Source organism: Pseudomonas sp. Root71 (assembly GCF_001429045.1).
Taxonomy (GTDB): Bacteria; Pseudomonadota; Gammaproteobacteria; order Pseudomonadales; family Pseudomonadaceae; genus Aquipseudomonas; species Aquipseudomonas monachiensis.
Genome location: NZ_LMHY01000013.1, coordinates 15,891 through 32,420 on the forward strand (window position 1 = coordinate 15,891; position 16,530 = coordinate 32,420).

General features: G+C 59.0%; 13 protein-coding genes, 4 tRNA genes, 1 pseudogene and 1 riboswitch. Of the genes and pseudogenes, 13 read left to right on the forward strand and 5 right to left on the reverse strand.

The annotated features are described in order from the left end of the window. The first annotated feature begins 143 nt into the window (after nucleotides 1-143). From astB to astE, 3 genes are all read left to right on the forward strand, one after another. Entirely contained in the window at nucleotides 144-1,490 is a 1,347-nt protein-coding gene (gene astB / locus ASD95_RS13230; RefSeq protein WP_056724148.1) for an N-succinylarginine dihydrolase, read from the forward strand. Nucleotides 1,491-1,551: 61 nt separating this feature from the next. Next, a complete protein-coding gene (locus tag ASD95_RS13235; protein WP_046042326.1) occupies nucleotides 1,552-1,842 on the forward strand; it encodes a hypothetical protein in 291 nt (96 codons plus the stop codon). A gap of 12 nt (nucleotides 1,843-1,854) precedes the next feature. Beyond that, nucleotides 1,855-2,865, forward strand: coding sequence for a succinylglutamate desuccinylase (astE, locus tag ASD95_RS13240; protein ID WP_056724150.1), 1,011 nt, complete (start codon nucleotides 1,855-1,857; stop codon nucleotides 2,863-2,865). Nucleotides 2,866-2,975: 110 nt separating this feature from the next. Here astE and ASD95_RS13245 read toward each other — a convergent pair whose 3' ends face one another. Further along, the gene (locus tag ASD95_RS13245) at nucleotides 2,976-3,485 is read right to left on the reverse strand and encodes a 6,7-dimethyl-8-ribityllumazine synthase (protein WP_056724151.1); all 510 of its coding nucleotides are present in this window, start codon (nucleotides 3,483-3,485) and stop codon (nucleotides 2,976-2,978) included. 99 nt (nucleotides 3,486-3,584) lie between these two features. Continuing rightward, nucleotides 3,585-3,755, reverse strand: a riboswitch (FMN riboswitch). 198 nt (nucleotides 3,756-3,953) lie between these two features. Between ASD95_RS13245 and ltaE the strand changes: the two genes are divergently transcribed. The 7 genes from ltaE (at nucleotide 3,954) to ASD95_RS13280 (ending at nucleotide 9,921) form a co-directional block, all read left to right on the forward strand. Continuing rightward, nucleotides 3,954-4,958, forward strand: coding sequence for a low-specificity L-threonine aldolase (gene ltaE / locus ASD95_RS13250; protein WP_056724153.1), 1,005 nt, complete (start codon nucleotides 3,954-3,956; stop codon nucleotides 4,956-4,958). A 146-nt stretch (nucleotides 4,959-5,104) separates the two neighbouring features. Then, nucleotides 5,105-7,726: an alanine--tRNA ligase gene (gene alaS / locus ASD95_RS13255; protein ID WP_056724155.1), complete on the forward strand. Its 2,622-nt coding sequence runs from the start codon at nucleotides 5,105-5,107 to the stop codon at nucleotides 7,724-7,726. Between the two features lie 91 nt (nucleotides 7,727-7,817). Next, on the forward strand, nucleotides 7,818-9,059 hold the full coding sequence (locus ASD95_RS13260) for an aspartate kinase (protein WP_007971040.1): 1,242 nt from the start codon (nucleotides 7,818-7,820) through the stop codon (nucleotides 9,057-9,059). Nucleotides 9,060-9,247: 188 nt separating this feature from the next. Beyond that, entirely contained in the window at nucleotides 9,248-9,436 is a 189-nt protein-coding gene (gene csrA / locus ASD95_RS13265; protein WP_002554426.1) for a carbon storage regulator CsrA, read from the forward strand. Nucleotides 9,437-9,498: 62 nt separating this feature from the next. Further along, nucleotides 9,499-9,589, forward strand: a tRNA-Ser gene (locus ASD95_RS13270). A 107-nt stretch (nucleotides 9,590-9,696) separates the two neighbouring features. Then, nucleotides 9,697-9,773: transfer RNA gene (locus ASD95_RS13275), tRNA-Arg, on the forward strand. A 71-nt stretch (nucleotides 9,774-9,844) separates the two neighbouring features. Next, nucleotides 9,845-9,921: transfer RNA gene (locus tag ASD95_RS13280), tRNA-Arg, on the forward strand. Nucleotides 9,922-9,940: 19 nt separating this feature from the next. Here the strand turns inward: ASD95_RS13280 and ASD95_RS29805 are convergent. Continuing rightward, nucleotides 9,941-10,133: pseudogene (locus tag ASD95_RS29805) on the reverse strand (cell envelope protein SmpA); the annotation flags it as partial. Nucleotides 10,134-10,468: 335 nt separating this feature from the next. Between ASD95_RS29805 and mgtE the strand changes: the two are divergent. Next, the gene (mgtE, locus tag ASD95_RS13285) at nucleotides 10,469-11,911 is read left to right on the forward strand and encodes a magnesium transporter (protein WP_056724156.1); all 1,443 of its coding nucleotides are present in this window, start codon (nucleotides 10,469-10,471) and stop codon (nucleotides 11,909-11,911) included. Between the two features lie 103 nt (nucleotides 11,912-12,014). On the opposite strand, the gene ASD95_RS13290 is transcribed toward mgtE, so the two are convergent. The 3 genes from ASD95_RS13290 to ASD95_RS13300 all read right to left on the reverse strand — a co-directional run bounded on the left by ASD95_RS13290 (nucleotide 12,015) and on the right by ASD95_RS13300 (nucleotide 13,178). Beyond that, nucleotides 12,015-12,341, reverse strand: a complete 327-nt coding sequence (locus ASD95_RS13290) for an Arc family DNA-binding protein (protein WP_003178899.1) — start codon at nucleotides 12,339-12,341, stop codon at nucleotides 12,015-12,017. Nucleotides 12,342-12,753: 412 nt separating this feature from the next. Continuing rightward, nucleotides 12,754-12,933: a PA3371 family protein gene (locus ASD95_RS13295; RefSeq protein ID WP_056724158.1), complete on the reverse strand. Its 180-nt coding sequence runs from the start codon at nucleotides 12,931-12,933 to the stop codon at nucleotides 12,754-12,756. A 23-nt stretch (nucleotides 12,934-12,956) separates the two neighbouring features. Then, nucleotides 12,957-13,178 (reverse strand): hypothetical protein, encoded by a 222-nt coding sequence (locus ASD95_RS13300; RefSeq protein ID WP_056724160.1) that lies wholly within the window; start codon nucleotides 13,176-13,178, stop codon nucleotides 12,957-12,959. A 293-nt stretch (nucleotides 13,179-13,471) separates the two neighbouring features. On the opposite strand from ASD95_RS13300, the gene ASD95_RS13305 reads away from it, so the two are divergent. Continuing rightward, nucleotides 13,472-13,548: transfer RNA gene (locus ASD95_RS13305), tRNA-Arg, on the forward strand. A 258-nt stretch (nucleotides 13,549-13,806) separates the two neighbouring features. Next, nucleotides 13,807-16,530, forward strand: a 2,724-nt coding sequence (locus ASD95_RS13310; protein WP_236709737.1) for a DUF5801 repeats-in-toxin domain-containing protein, incomplete at its 3' end; no start/stop codon positions are given.

A 16,530-nucleotide genomic window follows, 5' to 3' on the forward strand; every position in this document is an offset into this window, starting at 1 on the left:
CCCACAAGGACTGCGTCGAACACAAAATTTGTGAACACTGCTGAACCTGTGGGAGCGGGCTTGCCCGCGAAGGCCGCGACTCGGTCGCACTGAACAGTTAGTTACTGAAGCCTATAACAACAGATTCTCGTGGAGCCTCGCTGATGAAATCCTATGAAGTCAATTTTGACGGTCTAGTGGGGCCGACCCATAACTACGGCGGCCTGTCCTACGGCAACGTCGCGTCCCAGAGCAACAGCCAGCAGTCTTCCAACCCCAAGGAAGCGGCGCTGCAAGGCCTGGCAAAGATGAAAGCGCTGATGGAAATGGGTTTCCAGCAAGGCGTACTGGCACCGCAAGAGCGCCCGGATGTGGCCGCACTGCGTCGCCTGGGCTTTGGCGGCACCGACGCTCAAGTGATCGAGCGCGCCGCCAAAGACGCGATGCCGCTGCTGGTGGCCAGTTGCTCGGCCTCGAGCATGTGGGTGGCCAACGCCGCCACGGTCAGCCCGAGCGCCGACACCGCTGATGGTCGCGTGCATTTCACCGCCGCCAACCTCAACTGCAAATACCACCGCAGCATCGAACACCCGACCACCAGCCGCGTGCTGGGGGCGATGTTCGCTGACCAGCAACACTTCGCCCACCACGCCGCCTTGCCGGCCGTGGCGCAGTTCGGTGACGAAGGTGCGGCCAACCACACCCGTTTCTGCCGTGAATACGGCGAAGCCGGTGTCGAATTCTTCGTGTTCGGTCGCAGCGCGTTCGATACTCGCTACCCGGCACCGCAGAAGTACCCGGCGCGCCAGACCCTCGAAGCGTCCCAGGCCGTTGCCCGTTTGCACGGCTTGAGCGATGACGGCGTGGTCTACGCCCAGCAGAACCCGTCGGTGATCGATCAGGGCGTGTTCCACAACGACGTGATTGCGGTCGGTAATGGCGAAGTGCTGTTCTATCACGAGGACGCGTTCCTCGAGACCGAGAAGATGCTCGCTGAATTGCAGAGCAAACTCGCCAAGGTCGGTGGGAAATTTCAGTCCGTCTGCGTACCGCGCTCCGCAGTAAGCGTGGAAGACGCCGTTCGTTCCTACCTGTTCAATAGCCAACTGCTGTCGCGTCCTGACGGCTCCATGCTGTTGATCGTGCCGGAAGAATGCCGTGGCAACGAGCGTGTCTGGCAGTACCTGCAGGGTTTGACCGGCTCAGGCGGCCTGATCCGCGAAGTGAAGGTCTTCGATCTCAAGCAGAGCATGCAGAACGGCGGTGGCCCGGCTTGCCTGCGGTTGCGTGTCGCACTCAACGAAACCGAACTGGCGGCCGTCAACCCAGGGGTTATCATGACGGCACCGTTGTACGGCACACTGACCGAATGGGTCGAGAAGCACTACCGCGACCGCATGACCGAAAACGATCTGGCGGACCCGCAATTGCTGCTTGAGTGCCGGACGGCACTGGATGAACTGACGCAAATCCTTAAACTGGGCGCGGTTTATCCATTCCAGATCAATTGATCGACGGCGCGCCGCCTTCTATGGCAGCGCGCTGCTTCATCTCAAACGAGAGCGTAAAGATATGAGCGATACCCTGCAGCTGATCCTTGAAGACACCGACGGCACGCAACTGGAGACTTCCTGCACCCGCGTCGCGGTCCTGTGGCAAGGCAAAGAGCTGTGGATCCAGCAGGACGGCCGTGGCCAGTTGCTGATCGGCGTAGACGTCGAAGAAGGCGACGCCGAATACGCAAACCTGCTGTTGCGCCCATTGGCGACTAATCTGGTAAGTCTGCAACTGGAGATGGAACCGGCTGAACTCGGCGACGACGAGGATCACGTTCACGGCCCGGATTGCAACCACGACCACTAAGGAAACCGCTCTATGCTCGCCCTCGGCAAACTGCTTGAACTGACCCTCGCCGGCCGCGAACCGGCGGAGAAGACTCAACTGACTGTCGAAGGCGTGCGCATGCGCTGGTTGAGCGAAGGTGCGCTGGAAGTCCGGCCACCTGAAGCCCGTGACAATGGCCTGGACCTGCTGCTGTCGGCGGGGATCCACGGCAACGAAACAGCGCCGATCGAATTGCTCGATCGCCTGTTGCACGACATTGCCCGCGGCGACTTGAAGCCGCGCGCACGTATTCTGTTCCTGTTCGGCAACCCGGAAGCGATTCGCAAAGGCGAGCGTTTCGTCGAGCAGGACGTCAATCGGCTGTTCAACGGCCGTCATGAACAAAGCAGCGGTTGCGAAGCCCTGCGCGCCTGTGAACTGGAGCGTTTGGCAGCGAGCTTCTTCAGCCTGCCGGACCGTCAGCGCCTGCACTACGACCTGCACACGGCGATTCGTGGCTCGAAAATCGAGCAGTTCGCCCTGTATCCGTGGAAAGAAGACCGCCAGCATTCCCGTCAGGAGCTGGCGCGCCTGCGTGCTGCCGGCATGGAAGCGGTGCTGTTGCAGAACAAACCGTCCATCGTGTTCAGCTCCTACACCTACGACAAACTGGGGGCCGAGGCCTTCACCCTGGAGTTGGGCAAGGCGCGGCCGTTCGGTCAGAACGACGGGGTCAACGTCTCGCTGCTGGAGAAGCGCCTCAAGCAGATCATTGAAGGCACTGAACCGGAACTGACTGAGGACGCGCTGGACGGTTTGCAGCTGTACAGCGTGGCACGGGAAATCATCAAGCACAGCGACAGCTTCCGCCTGAACCTGCCGGCGGACATCGAGAACTTTTCGGAGCTTGAAGTGGGTTACCTGCTGGCGGAAGACATCGCCAACACCCGCTGGATCATCGAGGAAGAGGGCGCCCGGATCATCTTCCCGAACCCCAGGGTGAAGAATGGTTTGCGTGCCGGCATCCTGGTTGTGCCAACCACCGACGCAAACCTGGCCTGACACAACCCCTGTAGGAGCTGCCGAAGGCTGCGATCTTTTGATCTTGTTCTTTTCAGATCAAAAGATCGCAGCCTCGTTGCACTCGTCAGCTCCTACAGGGTTTTGCGGTGTTAGACCGCTACCGCACGCGGCTCACTGCGACGTAGCGTGCGGATCTTCATCAGCGTATCCGCACAGGTCTTCGCCGCTTCCTGGCCTTTATGCTGGAAATGTTCGAAGAAGAACTTCTGGTGCTCTTCACCGGCATGGAAGTGGTGCGGGGTCAGGGACACCGAGAACACCGGCACTTCGGTTTCCAGTTGCACCTGCATCAGGCCGCTGACCACCGACTGGGCGACGAACTCGTGGCGGTAGATGCCGCCGTCCACCACCAGGGCTGCGGCGACGATGCCGGCATAACGACCGGTCTTGGCCAGCAACTTGGCGTGCAAGGGCATTTCAAAGGCGCCGCCGACTTCGAAGAAATCGATGTCGGATTCCTGATAACCCTGGGCAATCATTTCGGCGACGAAGCCTTTACGGCTCTGATCGACAATATCCTTGTGCCAGCAGGCCTGGATGAACGCTACGCGCTCGCCATGATGGTGTTTGCTTTTGCTGTCGATTGCGGTGGGTTGCATGTTCTGACTCCTGTTTGTGTGAAAAACAGGGCGTTATGAATCGAAGGGGATCTGAGGGTGCGCTCGCACGAATGCCGGCGGACGGCCCTTTGTTGTCAATCCCGTTCTCTCTTCATCCGGACTATGACCGTCGGCCCCGGGATCACACCGGGTCTGCTGACCTTGTCGCCAACCACCGCCGAAGCAGCGTCGTCGCCAAGCGCTCGCGGGCTATGCGCTTTGCACGCAATTACCGCCGGTGGGGAGTTGCACCCCGCCCTGAGAACGTTTTTGCCGCCCAAATTGTTTGGCTGCGCAGCGTTTTTATCACATATTTGCGGTGTGCGCATGGCCCCTTTTGGATGATTGCTATCGAGTATTTCGCTTTATTAGTGAGCATTATCCCAGCCCAAGGGTTGATTAATCGTCGCCATGCCCGCAGTAATTCCTGACTGAAAGGGATTTCCCCTGCTTACCGAGGCCAGATTCATGAGCGTTATCGATCTTCGCAGCGACACCGTTACTCAACCTTGCGCCGGCATGCTCGACGCGATGGCCAAAGCCGCCACCGGCGATGACGTGTATGGCGAAGATCCGACGGTCAATCACCTGGAAGCCGAACTGGCCCAGCGCCTGGGTTTTGCCGCGGCACTGTTCGTGCCGACCGGCACCATGAGCAACCTGTTGGGGTTGATGGCCCATTGCGAGCGCGGTGACGAGTACATCGTCGGCCAGCAGGCCCACACTTATAAGTACGAAGGGGGTGGAGCGGCGGTGCTGGGGTCGATCCAGCCACAGCCGCTGGAAGTACAGGCCGATGGTTCGCTGGACCTGGCGCATGTTGCCGCCGCGATCAAGCCGGACGACTTCCATTTCGCCCGTACCCGTCTGCTGGCGCTGGAAAACACCATGCAAGGCAAGGTCCTGCCGCTGGAATACCTGGCCCGGGCGCGCAGTTTCACACGCGAACATGGCCTGCAACAGCACCTGGACGGCGCACGTCTGTACAACGCGGCAGTGAAACTGGGTGTGGATGCCCGGGAAATCACCCGGTATTTCGACTCCGTCTCGGTGTGCCTGTCCAAAGGCCTGGGCGCACCTGTCGGTTCGGTGCTGTGCGGCTCGGCCGAGCTGATCGGCAAGGCCCGGCGCCTGCGCAAGATGGTCGGTGGCGGCATGCGTCAGGCCGGGATTCTCGCGGCGGCGGGGCTGTATGCGCTGGATAACAATGTAGCGCGCCTGGCCGATGACCATGCCAACGCGCAGTTGCTGGCCGAGGGCCTGCGCGGGGCCGGGTTCGAGGTCGAGCCGGTGCAGACCAACATGGTTTACGTGCAGATGGGCGACCAGGCCGAGGCGATCAAGGCCTTTGCCGCCGAGCGGGGGATCAAGCTCAGTGCCGCCGCTCGTCTGCGCATGGTCACGCACATGGACGTCAGCCGTGCGCAAATCGAGCAGGTCGTCGCGACATTCGTCGACTTTTCGCGCAAGTGATAGCGTTAGCACTCCAATTGACCGTTTCTATCGTATAAACACGCTGTACCCCGCGCGCAGGGCCGATATAATGCGGCCCTTTGCCGTCGCTTCGTCTGTTGACGTTTCGAACAGGCCTTTGGCCGCAGCCTCCGTGGAAGAACCTAATGAAAAGCGCAGAAATCCGTGAAGCCTTCCTTCGCTTCTTCGAAGAGCAAGGCCACACCCGTGTAGCCTCCAGCTCTTTGATTCCGGGCAACGACCCAACCCTGCTGTTCACCAACGCGGGGATGAACCAGTTCAAGGACTGCTTCCTGGGCCAGGAAAAGCGCGCGTACACCCGCGCCGTCAGCAGCCAGAAATGCGTGCGCGCCGGCGGCAAGCACAACGACCTGGAAAACGTCGGTTATACCGCTCGTCACCACACCTTCTTCGAAATGCTGGGTAACTTCAGCTTCGGTGATTACTTCAAACGTGACGCGATCACCTACGCCTGGAACTTCCTGACGTCCGACAAGTGGCTGAACCTGCCGAAGGAAAAGCTCTGGGTCACTGTCTACGCCAGCGATGACGAGGCGTACGACATCTGGACCAAGGAAATCGGGGTTCCAGCCGAGCGCATGGTGCGCATCGGCGACAACAAGGGCGCGCCGTACGCCTCCGACAACTTCTGGACCATGGGCGATACCGGCCCGTGCGGTCCTTGCACCGAGATTTTCTACGATCACGGCGCCGACATCTGGGGCGGTCCACCGGGCTCGCCGGAAGAAGACGGCGACCGTTACATCGAAATCTGGAACAACGTGTTCATGCAGTTCAACCGCACCGCCGATGGCGTGTTGCACCCGTTGCCAGCGCCGTCGGTCGACACCGGCATGGGCCTGGAGCGGATCAGTGCCGTGCTGCAGCACGTTCACTCGAACTATGAAATCGACCTGTTCCAGAGTTTGCTGAGCGCGTCGGCCAAGGCCATCGGTTGCACCAACGATGCCCAGGCTTCGCTGAAAGTCGTGGCTGACCACATTCGTTCCTGCGGCTTCCTGATCGCCGACGGCGTGCTGCCGTCCAACGAAGGCCGCGGCTACGTGCTGCGCCGGATCATCCGTCGCGCCTGCCGTCACGGTAACAAGCTGGGCGCCAAGGGCAGCTTCTTCTATCAGATCGTTGCGGCCCTGGTCGCCGAGATGGGCGAAGCGTTCCCTGAGCTGAAATCCCAGCAGGCGCACATCGAGCGCGTGCTGAAGGCTGAAGAAGAGCAATTCGCCAAGACCCTGGAGCAGGGCCTGAAGATCCTCGAGCAGGATCTGGCTGAACTCAAAGGCGACGTGGTGCCGGGCGACGTGGTGTTCAAACTCTACGACACCTACGGTTTCCCGATGGACCTGACCGGCGACATCGCTCGCGAGCGCAGCCTGACCATCGACGAAGAAGGTTTCGAGCGTGAGATGGAGGCCCAGCGCGTCCGTGCCCGTTCCGCCAGTTCCTTCGGCATGGACTACAACAGCCTGGTCAAGGTTGACGTGGCCACCGAGTTCACCGGTTACATCGCTCATAGCGGTTCCGCCAAAATCGTTGCGCTGTATAAAGATGGCCAGTCGGTCGACGTATTGAGCGAAGGCGATGAGGGCGTGATCGTTCTCGACAAGACGCCGTTCTACGCCGAGTCCGGTGGCCAGGTCGGTGATTGCGGTTACCTGCAGGCGGGCAGCGCGCGTTTCGACGTGCGCGACACCACCAAGACCGGCGGTGCATTCCTGCACCACGGTATCCTGGATTCGGGTAGCCTGATCGTCGGTACGCCGGTCGAGACCCACGTTGACGCCGAGGTGCGTCACGCCACGTCGTTGAACCACTCCGCGACTCACTTGCTGCACGCTGCATTGCGCCAGGTGCTGGGCGATCACGTCCAGCAGAAGGGCTCGCTGGTCGACAGTCAGCGCCTGCGTTTTGACTTCAGTCACTTCGAAGCCATCAAGCCTGAACAACTGAAAGCGCTGGAAGACATCGTCAACGCCGAGATTCGCAAGAACTCCGAAGTTGAAACCGAAGAAACCGATATCGAAACCGCCAAGCAGAAAGGCGCCATGGCGCTGTTCGGCGAGAAATACGGCGACAACGTGCGTGTACTGAGCATGGGCGATTTCTCCGTCGAGCTGTGCGGCGGTATCCACGCCAACCGTACCGGCGACATCGGCCTGCTGAAAATCATCAGCGAAGGCGGTGTGGCATCGGGTGTGCGTCGTATCGAAGCCGTCACCGGTGCGCAAGCGCTGGCTTACTTGAATGCGGCGGAAGAACAACTCAAGGAAGCGGCCAGCCTGGTCAAGGGCAGCCGCGACAACCTGATCGACAAGCTGTCGGCTGTGCTGGAGCGCAACCGTCTGCTGGAGAAGCAACTCGAGCAGTTGCAAGCCAAGGCTGCCAGTGCCGCGGGCGACGATCTGTCGGCCCAGGCGCAGGACGTCAAGGGCGTGAAAGTGCTGGCCGTGCGTCTGGACGGTCAGGATGGCAAGGCGCTGTTGGCGCTGGTCGATCAACTGAAAAACAAACTCGGCCGCGCAGTGATCCTGCTCGGCAGTGTCCATGAGGAAAAGGTCGTTCTGGTTGCAGGCGTAACCAAAGACCTGACTGGCCAACTCAAAGCCGGTGATTTGATGAAGCAAGCCGCTGCGGCAGTGGGCGGGAAGGGTGGTGGTCGTCCAGACATGGCGCAAGGCGGCGGTACCGACGCTGGCGCACTGGATGCGGCACTGGCCCTGACCGTTCCGTTTGTAGAGCAGGGTCTATAAGGCAGTACTTGCGGCCCACAGTCTAGTGGTGGGCCGCGACGCTGTTTGAGTGATTATTTGGGCGCCCTTCATGGGCAGAGGCGGCTTTGAAATGGCTTTGATCGTACAGAAATTTGGAGGCACCTCGGTCGGCACTGTCGAGAGAATCGAGCAGGTCGCCGACAAGGTTAAGAAATTCCGCGATGCCGGCGATGACCTGGTGGTTGTGCTGTCTGCAATGAGCGGCGAAACCAACCGTCTGATCGATCTGGCCAAGCAAATCAGTGGCGACGGCCAACCGGTTCCGCGCGAGCTGGACGTGATCGTTTCCACCGGTGAGCAGGTGACGATTGCCCTGTTGGCCATGGCGCTGATCAAGCGCGGCGTGCCGGCGGTGTCGTACACCGGCAACCAGGTGCGGATCCTGACGGATAGCGCGCACAATAAAGCGCGTATCTTGCAGATTGATGACCAGAAGATTCGCGGTGACCTGAAGGCGGGTCGTGTGGTGGTTGTCGCCGGTTTCCAGGGCGTCGACGAGCACGGCAACATCACCACCCTGGGTCGTGGCGGTTCCGACACCACCGGCGTGGCGCTGGCGGCAGCCCTGAAGGCTGACGAATGCCAGATCTACACCGACGTCGACGGTGTCTACACCACCGACCCGCGTGTGGTGTCCGTGGCTCAGCGCCTGGACAAGATCACCTTCGAAGAGATGCTGGAAATGGCCAGCCTCGGCTCCAAGGTGTTGCAGATCCGCGCGGTCGAGTTCGCCGGCAAGTACAACGTTCCGCTGCGCGTACTGCACAGCTTCAAGGAGGGTCCGGGCACCCTCATTACTATTGATGAAGAGGAAACCATGGAACAGCCGATCATTTCCGGTATCGCTTTCAACCGCGATGAAGCCAAGCTGACCATCCGTGGCGTGCCAGACATCCCGGGCGTTGCCTTCAAGATTCTCGGCCCGATCAGTGCCGCGAACATCGAAGTCGACATGATCGTGCAGAACGTTGCGCACGATAACACCACCGACTTCACCTTCACCGTGCACCGCAACGACTACCAGGCGGCGCAAGCCGTGCTGGAAAAGACCGCTGGCGAGCTGGGTGCCCGTGAAGTCGTGGGCGACACCAAGATCGCCAAGGTGTCGATCGTCGGCGTTGGCATGCGCTCTCACGCAGGCGTGGCCAGTCGCATGTTCGAATCCCTGGCCAAGGAAAGCATCAACATCCAGATGATCTCGACTTCGGAAATCAAAGTCTCCGTAGTGATCGAAGAGAAGTATCTGGAACTGGCTGTGCGCGCTCTGCACACGGCTTTCGAACTGGACGCACCGGCCCGCCAGGGCGAGTGATGCGTTTGCCAAAAGGCGCGGTCTGACCGCGCCTTTTGTTTTTTTGAATGGCGTGACCCCCGAGGCTGTTCTTTTGCTCGCGCTAGTCAATACTCAGGCATGTAGGGCTGCGATCGCTCCGGTTGTGGGTCGAGTGCCTTTTTTTTGCAGACTGTTGTCCCTGAAATGTAATGCGTGAGGAGAAAGGTATGCTGATTCTGACTCGTCGGTGCGCAGAAAGCCTGATTATCGGTGATGGCGAAATCACCGTGACCGTGCTCGGCGTCAAAGGAAATCAAGTGCGCATCGGTGTTAATGCCCCCAAAGAGGTGGCTGTTCACCGGGAAGAAATTTACCTGCGTATCAAGAAAGAGAAGGACGAAGAACCAAGCCATTAATTTTTATCGTTTTTTATGTTTGCAAACGGGGAAGAAGCTGGTTAATATACGCCCCGTGTTGCGGAGAGCTGGCCGAGTGGCCGAAGGCGCTCCCCTGCTAAGGGAGTACACCTCAAAAGGGTGTCGGGGGTTCGAATCCCCCGTTCTCCGCCATTATTTGCGTAGTACGTTGTAATCTGGCTTCTTCGGTAAGTTGTTGAAATTACTAGAAAAAGTGTTTGACATAGAGATTAGACGGCCTATAATGCGCGGCAACAAATGCACTCGTAGCTCAGCTGGATAGAGTACTCGGCTACGAACCGAGCGGTCACAGGTTCGAATCCTGTCGAGTGCACCATTTAAGAGTTAGTTGCAGCAATGCAGGTAACTTGGCTTCAACCAGTTGTGATCTGGTATAAAAACACAAATGCACTCGTAGCTCAGCTGGATAGAGTACTCGGCTACGAACCGAGCGGTCACAGGTTCGAATCCTGTCGAGTGCACCATACAACAGAAAGCCCGCTTTTAAAGCGGGCTTTTTGCCGTCCGGGATTTGGCTTTTCCTTTCGTGCATCCCCTCTCGTCGAACTCCACCTGTGCTGCGATCTCGCTGGTTGTCGTAGCGATAGCTGGTGGGCGAATTGCGAATGCTGATCCTGTCCGGCTTGCCGAGGGCGCTTTCGACGTCTTGCTGGCTCATGCCGGTGATTGATGATTGCCTCTACACGCTCCCCGGCGTCCTCCGTGACGTTCCTTTTCAAGGGTAGCGACTACAATTTCGAAAAGGAGGTGTGTTTTCTTTTCTGGAAGCGTCGTCGCATTTTCCAGGATCAGGACGATGCTCAAGTTTGTTGTGCAAGCGCTTGTTTCAGCCGAGATTTTTTAACGTTTAAAACCGTCAGGCGGTGTATCATTGCGCCCGTCAGCCCCGCCGGGGCTTGTGGAATACCTCCATGGACTTACCCAGTAGTTACTCAGTACCCCGTTTCACCAATCATGAATTGACTGATTGATCCTTCCGGCGTGCCCCGCTGCTGGGAGTGGAGTTCGCCTATGTCCGATGTTGAAGTAAAGAAAACGCAGGAAAGCTTGCAGGATCGCCTGGCTCAGGTGGTCGAGTTGCTGCAGCGCCAGCGAGTTGTAGAAGACCTGACTCACCGCCAGGAAGGCCCGCATCATGACCGGGTCGAGAACCTGGTCCACCGGCAGAACCTCGTCGAGTTGCAACGCAAGCTCGATGACCTGCACTCCGCCGACGTCGCCTACATCCTTGAAGCCTTGCCGCTGGACGATCGTCTGACGCTCTGGCAATTGGTCAAGGCCGATCGCGACGGCGACATCCTCCTTGAAGTATCCGATTCGGTCCGTGAATCGCTGATCGCCGACATGGACGATCACGAGCTCCTGGCAGCCGCCAAGGACATGGATGCCGACGAACTCGCTGACCTGGCCTCCGAGCTGCCGCGAGACGTCGTCCATGAGCTCATGGAGACCCTCGACCAGCAACAACGCGAGCGTGTGCGTTCGGCTCTGTCCTACGACGAGGAGCAGGTCGGTGCGCTGATGGACTTCGAGATGGTGACCATCCGCGAGGATGTCAGCCTTGAAGTGGTCTTGCGTTATCTGCGCCGTCTCAAGGAGTTGCCGGGTCACACCGACAAACTGTTCGTGGTCGATTACGACGGCGTCCTCAAGGGGGTGTTGCCGATCAAGCGTTTGCTGGTCAACGATCCGGACAAACAGGTTTCCGAGGTGATGGCCAGCGATCCGGTGAGTTTCCACCCGGACGAAGACGCCTACGATGCCGCCCAGGCGTTCGAGCGTTACGACTTGATCTCCGCCCCCGTGGTCGACAAGAACGGCAAGCTGATCGGCCGTCTGACCATCGATGAAATGGTCGACCTGATCCGTGAAGAGAGCGAAAGCGAAGTTCTCAACATGGCGGGTTTGCGTGAAGAAGAAGACATTTTTGCGTCGGTCTGGAAATCCCTGCGTAACCGTTGGGCCTGGCTGGCGATCAACCTGATTACCGCGTTCGTGGCTTCTCGGGTCATCGGTTTGTTTGAAGGTTCGATCGAGAAACTCGTGGCGCTTGCGGCATTGATGCCGATCGTGGCGGGAATTGGCGGCAACTCGGGTAACCAGACCATCACCATGATTGTTCGGGCCATGGCGCTGGACCAGGTGAGCACCGGCAACACCTCGCGTCTGATGCGCAAGGAATTGGCGGTCGCGCTGATCAACGGCGTGATCTGGGGTGGAGTGATCGGTGTGGTTGCCTACCTGTTGTATGGCAGTTGGTCATTGGGTGTGGTGATGACCGCGGCGATGACGCTCAACCTGTTGCTCGCGGCGTTGATGGGGGTCTTGATTCCGATGACCCTGGCGAAAATGGGGCGCGACCCGGCGATGGGGGCCAGTGTGATGATCACGGCCGTGACCGACAGCGGTGGCTTCTTCATCTTCCTGGGGCTGGCGACAATCTTCCTGCTTTGAAGTCCGTTTCTCTAAAAAACCCGCCGTCTGGCGGGTTTTTTTGTGCCCGGATTTCAGGCAAAAAAAAGCCAGCGATCAGGCTGGCTTGGGCTTTCTGGCTGAATCAGGACGCGTCGGCGGCCATTTCAGCGTCATGGGCGATCAGCGAAACCAAGGCGTTCTGCTGTCGATGGGAGAGTTGGCGGAAGCGCTGCAGCAACTCACGTTCGTGCAAGGAAAGCTCCGGGCTGTCCAGGCGCATGCTCAACTCTTCTCCCAGTGCGCCTTCCTGAATAAGACTCTGCTCAAGGCGCGCAATGATTTCGGAGTTCATGCTGCGATGATGATTGCGAGCCACCTCGGCAATGCGTTCACGCATTCCGTCTGGCAGACGTACGACGAACTTGTCAGCCGTACGGCTGGAATAAATTGCCTGTTTCAATGGGCGCATATATTTAACCGGTTAGTTCAGGGGAGCGGTTTCGGGATTGGCCGCAGGATGTCTGGTAGGACAAGCGCTCTGACCAAATGTTCAACCTGAATTGATAGAGGCGCGCATCATGCCTCAAACCAGCCAGATCCTTGGCGTCAATTCTGTGACAAATATTGAACTGGATAAAGGCGTTCTGCCAGCACCAATTATCAGAAATGCGGACTGGTTTGAAAACTTCGACCAGGCCGTATCACTTCGTGCTTTCTCCACCCGACGAAAGGATTCCGGCGGGCAGGAAAAAGTGAACTCGATCCCTGTTCCTTGTCTTTACAGGATAGTGGCAAATTGCCGATTTACTAGGGGAAGTGGCATGGAGGGGGTGAATTCAGGATGGATGGCAGGCCCTGGCAGCGGGGCTGCCATGTCGGGATCAGCGCAGTACCGGATCAAACTTGATCTTGCGTCCGGCGATCAATGCGAGCACGAACAGCGCGCTGAATACGCCACAGGCGATCAGAGGGAGGGTGACGACCATGTCCTGGGTCAATGACAGATGAAAAATGCCGCTCGACAAGGCGAGGATGAAGAAACTCGCGGCTGATCTGGACATGCTGTACTCCTGGTGAGGGGCATTCAAAATACCAAACGTTCGGCAGGCGGAGCCGGCACCAGGATGTTTTCCTGGCTGACAAAGCCGTTCTGGTCGCTTGTCACAGCCAGCTGTGGCGCCTTCTGCAACTGAAGGTAATGCGGCATGCGTTGGGCAACCTGCGTAGTGCTGCTCTCGGGAACAAAATGAACTCCCGCTAAAGCCGCCAGTGCGATGGCATACGAGAGTGAAAGGGCGCTCTTCATGGGGGGCGGGCCTCGGTTGTTCTGTGAGAACAAAGGAAGCAGCTCGCATGCCAGAGTTTATCGGCAATTAAATTCTTTAAAAACAATGAATTAAGTTATTTTTGGTAAAGCGCCCATATTGCATTTTGCAATGATGGCTTTTTGCAGTGATGCAATTTGCACGGTAAACAAGTCCGCGCCCGACCGAGGCGTCTGCCTACACTTAAAAAGCCTACGGACGACATGACAAAAGCCAGCCCGGCCGTTAACATGCACGCCGTCCATCGCACCGCGTATCGTCGCGGTCAACCTGTGTCTCAGTAGCTCAATTGGATAGAGCATCCCCCTCCTAAGGGGAAGGTTGGCAGTTCGAACCTGCCCTGGGACACCATATTTTTCAGCTCCCCTCCTGTTCCAACGCTTCCTTTTCACGACGTGCAGATAACGTTCGAAATCTCAGGTCCCCGGGATCTATCGACGCCATCAACCCTGCCTTGGCGACTCCTCTTCCACGTAGTCTGAATCTCCCATCCCGTCTGGGAGTATCCGCCGATGTGCCGCCTGCGGCGCATGTTCATAGTTGTGACCAATAGATCAGAAAATGGTCCAAGGTCGACCTCGATGACTGGACCCCGCTCAGGAGAAAGTCATGACTATGCGCAAAAAAACCTCATCGCCAACGAATGACCTGACCAGTAACGCCGGTGACCATCTTTCGCCCGTCAGCCACGACTGGACTTTTACCTACATTCCGACCGTCACCACCAACCTTAATGACTACGCACCCGGCAGCACGGCCATCATCACGGCCAGTGGTTTCGCCGCCGGCAGCACAGTGACGCTCGAAGTGGACCACGCCATCGGTGCCGGCGCGGATGGTGTGTGGGGGACATCCGACGATGTGCTCGATACCAACACCGGCGCGGGTCACGAGCCCTGGTCCGTGACCGACGGCGGTGCTGGCGATCTAGATGGCCAGGTCAACGGCAGCGTCACCACGTCCTGGTACGTGAATCCCGACGATTCGGCAGGCGCAACGTTTCTGCTCACAGCCGCCGCTGCGGGCGCCGATGGCGTGGTCGGCACCGGTGACGACGCGGTGGCGTCAACCTCGTTTACGGACAGCGTTTTGGGCGTCCTGGCGACCGGCGAGGACGTCACGTTGGACGAAACGGCGGGGTTGCAGAACGCCACTGCCACTCCAGCCCCCGCGGGGGACGCTGACGACAACGATATTCTGGTGGCGTCCCTGCCTTCGACCTTCACTACCCGTTTAGCCGCACTGGGGGCCGGTACCGCCACGGGCGCGGCCTTGAGTGGCTATACCGGTGCCATTGGCAACACCGGCAGTAATGCATTCACCATCACCGCTGACCCCGGCGCAAGCATTACCGATATCAGCTTCGTCGGCACCACCGGCGCGCCGCTCAATGGCGAGGACAGTGGACTCGATACCCTCGATGGCACCAGCATCCTTCTCTATACGGATACGAACAACAACATCGTCGTGGGCCGAGCCGGGAGCGCCGCCGGCGCGATCGTGTTCGCTGCCTATATTGAAGAAACCGGAACACCGGTCACGGGTGGCAAGATCTGGACCGTGGAATACCAACCGCTCAAGCATCCCGTTATGACGAATGCCGATGACTCGCTCAATCTGGCGGATAAGCTTTTCATCGGCGCCAGCCAGGACCTGGAGTTCAGCCTGGCCAATGCGCCCTCCGGTCAGAACCTGTTCCTGATGTTCACGAAGGCGAACCCGAACGTTGTCGATGTCGGTGGTGTGTTGCGGATCACCGATCCCACCATCATCGCCACCGGCAAGGACCCCGCAGACCAGTCAAGTGGCGTCAATATAACGACTGGTGACACGATCAATACCAGCCAGGCGGGGGGGCCGACCACCTTCGGCACCAACAATCAGATGATTGTGGAGCAAGAGGGCATCCGCTTCTCGTTCGTCACGGGTGCCAGGCAGAATGTGACCATTCCCAACCTGGACCAGAACGAAGCCGATCTTGAAGCCAACGTCGACTTTACCGGTGTCTTCAATGCGAAATCGGCCAGTTTCGACGTCGTGCAACTGCAAAGCGGCAAGAGTGCCGTGGTAAGGGTCAGCGCATTCAGCACCGCTGCTGAGCCTGGTGTGAATTTCATCAATGGGTATGGCAATGATGCGTCTGTGTCCATCACCAATGTTCGCGTCTTCAACAGCACCGGGCAGGTGATCGAGAACTCAAACGGCTCGGTGAATGATCCGGGCATTGTCATCAGCTTTAATGCAGGGGTCGCGACCATCACCGGCGTTAAAGCCGGCTACCAGATTGAATACACCACTACGGGGGATCACAATCGCGTACTCGTGGAGAACGGGGCCGCCGTCAATGCCAAGGGCAATGAGCACGCCGATTTTGATATCGGTGGTTTCACGCTGGTCCAGGCCTCTGTTTCGACAGCCGAAATCGGCTCCAGGATCATCTTCGACGACGACGGGCCGAGCATCAGTACCACCGGTGTGGAGCCGACGCTGACAGTGGACGAAACGGTGCTGGCGACCGACGTCACCCAGAGCTTCGCCGCCAACTTCAACTCGGCGTTTGGCGCCGACGGGGCCGGTACCCTGACCTATGCGCTGGGCGTGGTGGCCGGGGCTTCCGGGCTGATCGACACGGCCTCGGGCCAGGCGGTGAACCTGTCGCTCAACGGCACCGTGGTCGAAGGGCGTACAGCCCTCAGTAACCTGCTGGTGTTCACGGTCAGCGTGGCCGCCAATGGCAACGTCACGCTCGACCAGGCCCGCGCCGTGGTGCATGCCGACCCAAGCAATCCCGATGATTCGAGGAGTTTGACCTCGGACAACCTGGTAACGCTGACCGCGACCAAGACCGACGGGGACGGCGACAGCGCCCTGGCAACCCTGAACATCGGGCAGAACCTGGTGTTCAAGGATGACGGACCGAGCATCACCACCACCGGCGTGGAACCGACGCTGACGGTGGACGAAACGGTACTGGCGACCAACGATACCCAGAGCTTCGCCGCCAACTTCAACTCGGCGTTTGGCGCCGATGGGGCCGGTACCCTGACCTATGCGCTGGGCGTGGTGGCCGGGGCTTCCGGGCTGATCGACACGGCCTCGGGCGAGGCGGTGAACCTGTCGCTCAACGGCGCGGTGGTCGAAGGGCGTACGGCCCTCAGTAACCTGCTGGTGTTCACGGTCAGCGTGGCCGCCAATGGCAGCGTCACGCTCGACCAGAGCCGCGCCGTGGTGCATGCCAACACAAGCAATCCGGATGATTCGACGACGTTGACCTCGGACAACCTGGTAACGCTGACCGCGACCATCACCGACAAGGAGGGCGACAGTGCCCTG

Coding starts and splice junctions, on each gene's coding strand:
- alaS (WP_056724155.1), top strand. CDS start 5,105: ATGAAAAGCGCAGAAATCCGTGAAGCCTTCCTTCGCTTCTTCGAAGAG.
- ASD95_RS13300 (WP_056724160.1), bottom strand. CDS start 13,178: ATGAAGAGCGCCCTTTCACTCTCGTATGCCATCGCACTGGCGGCTTTA.
- astB (WP_056724148.1), top strand. CDS start 144: ATGAAATCCTATGAAGTCAATTTTGACGGTCTAGTGGGGCCGACCCAT.
- csrA (WP_002554426.1), top strand. CDS start 9,248: ATGCTGATTCTGACTCGTCGGTGCGCAGAAAGCCTGATTATCGGTGAT.
- ASD95_RS13235 (WP_046042326.1), top strand. CDS start 1,552: ATGAGCGATACCCTGCAGCTGATCCTTGAAGACACCGACGGCACGCAA.
- astE (WP_056724150.1), top strand. CDS start 1,855: ATGCTCGCCCTCGGCAAACTGCTTGAACTGACCCTCGCCGGCCGCGAA.
- ASD95_RS13290 (WP_003178899.1), bottom strand. CDS start 12,341: ATGCGCCCATTGAAACAGGCAATTTATTCCAGCCGTACGGCTGACAAG.
- mgtE (WP_056724156.1), top strand. CDS start 10,469: ATGTCCGATGTTGAAGTAAAGAAAACGCAGGAAAGCTTGCAGGATCGC.
- ASD95_RS13245 (WP_056724151.1), bottom strand. CDS start 3,485: ATGCAACCCACCGCAATCGACAGCAAAAGCAAACACCATCATGGCGAG.
- ltaE (WP_056724153.1), top strand. CDS start 3,954: ATGAGCGTTATCGATCTTCGCAGCGACACCGTTACTCAACCTTGCGCC.
- ASD95_RS13295 (WP_056724158.1), bottom strand. CDS start 12,933: ATGTCCAGATCAGCCGCGAGTTTCTTCATCCTCGCCTTGTCGAGCGGC.
- ASD95_RS13260 (WP_007971040.1), top strand. CDS start 7,818: ATGGCTTTGATCGTACAGAAATTTGGAGGCACCTCGGTCGGCACTGTC.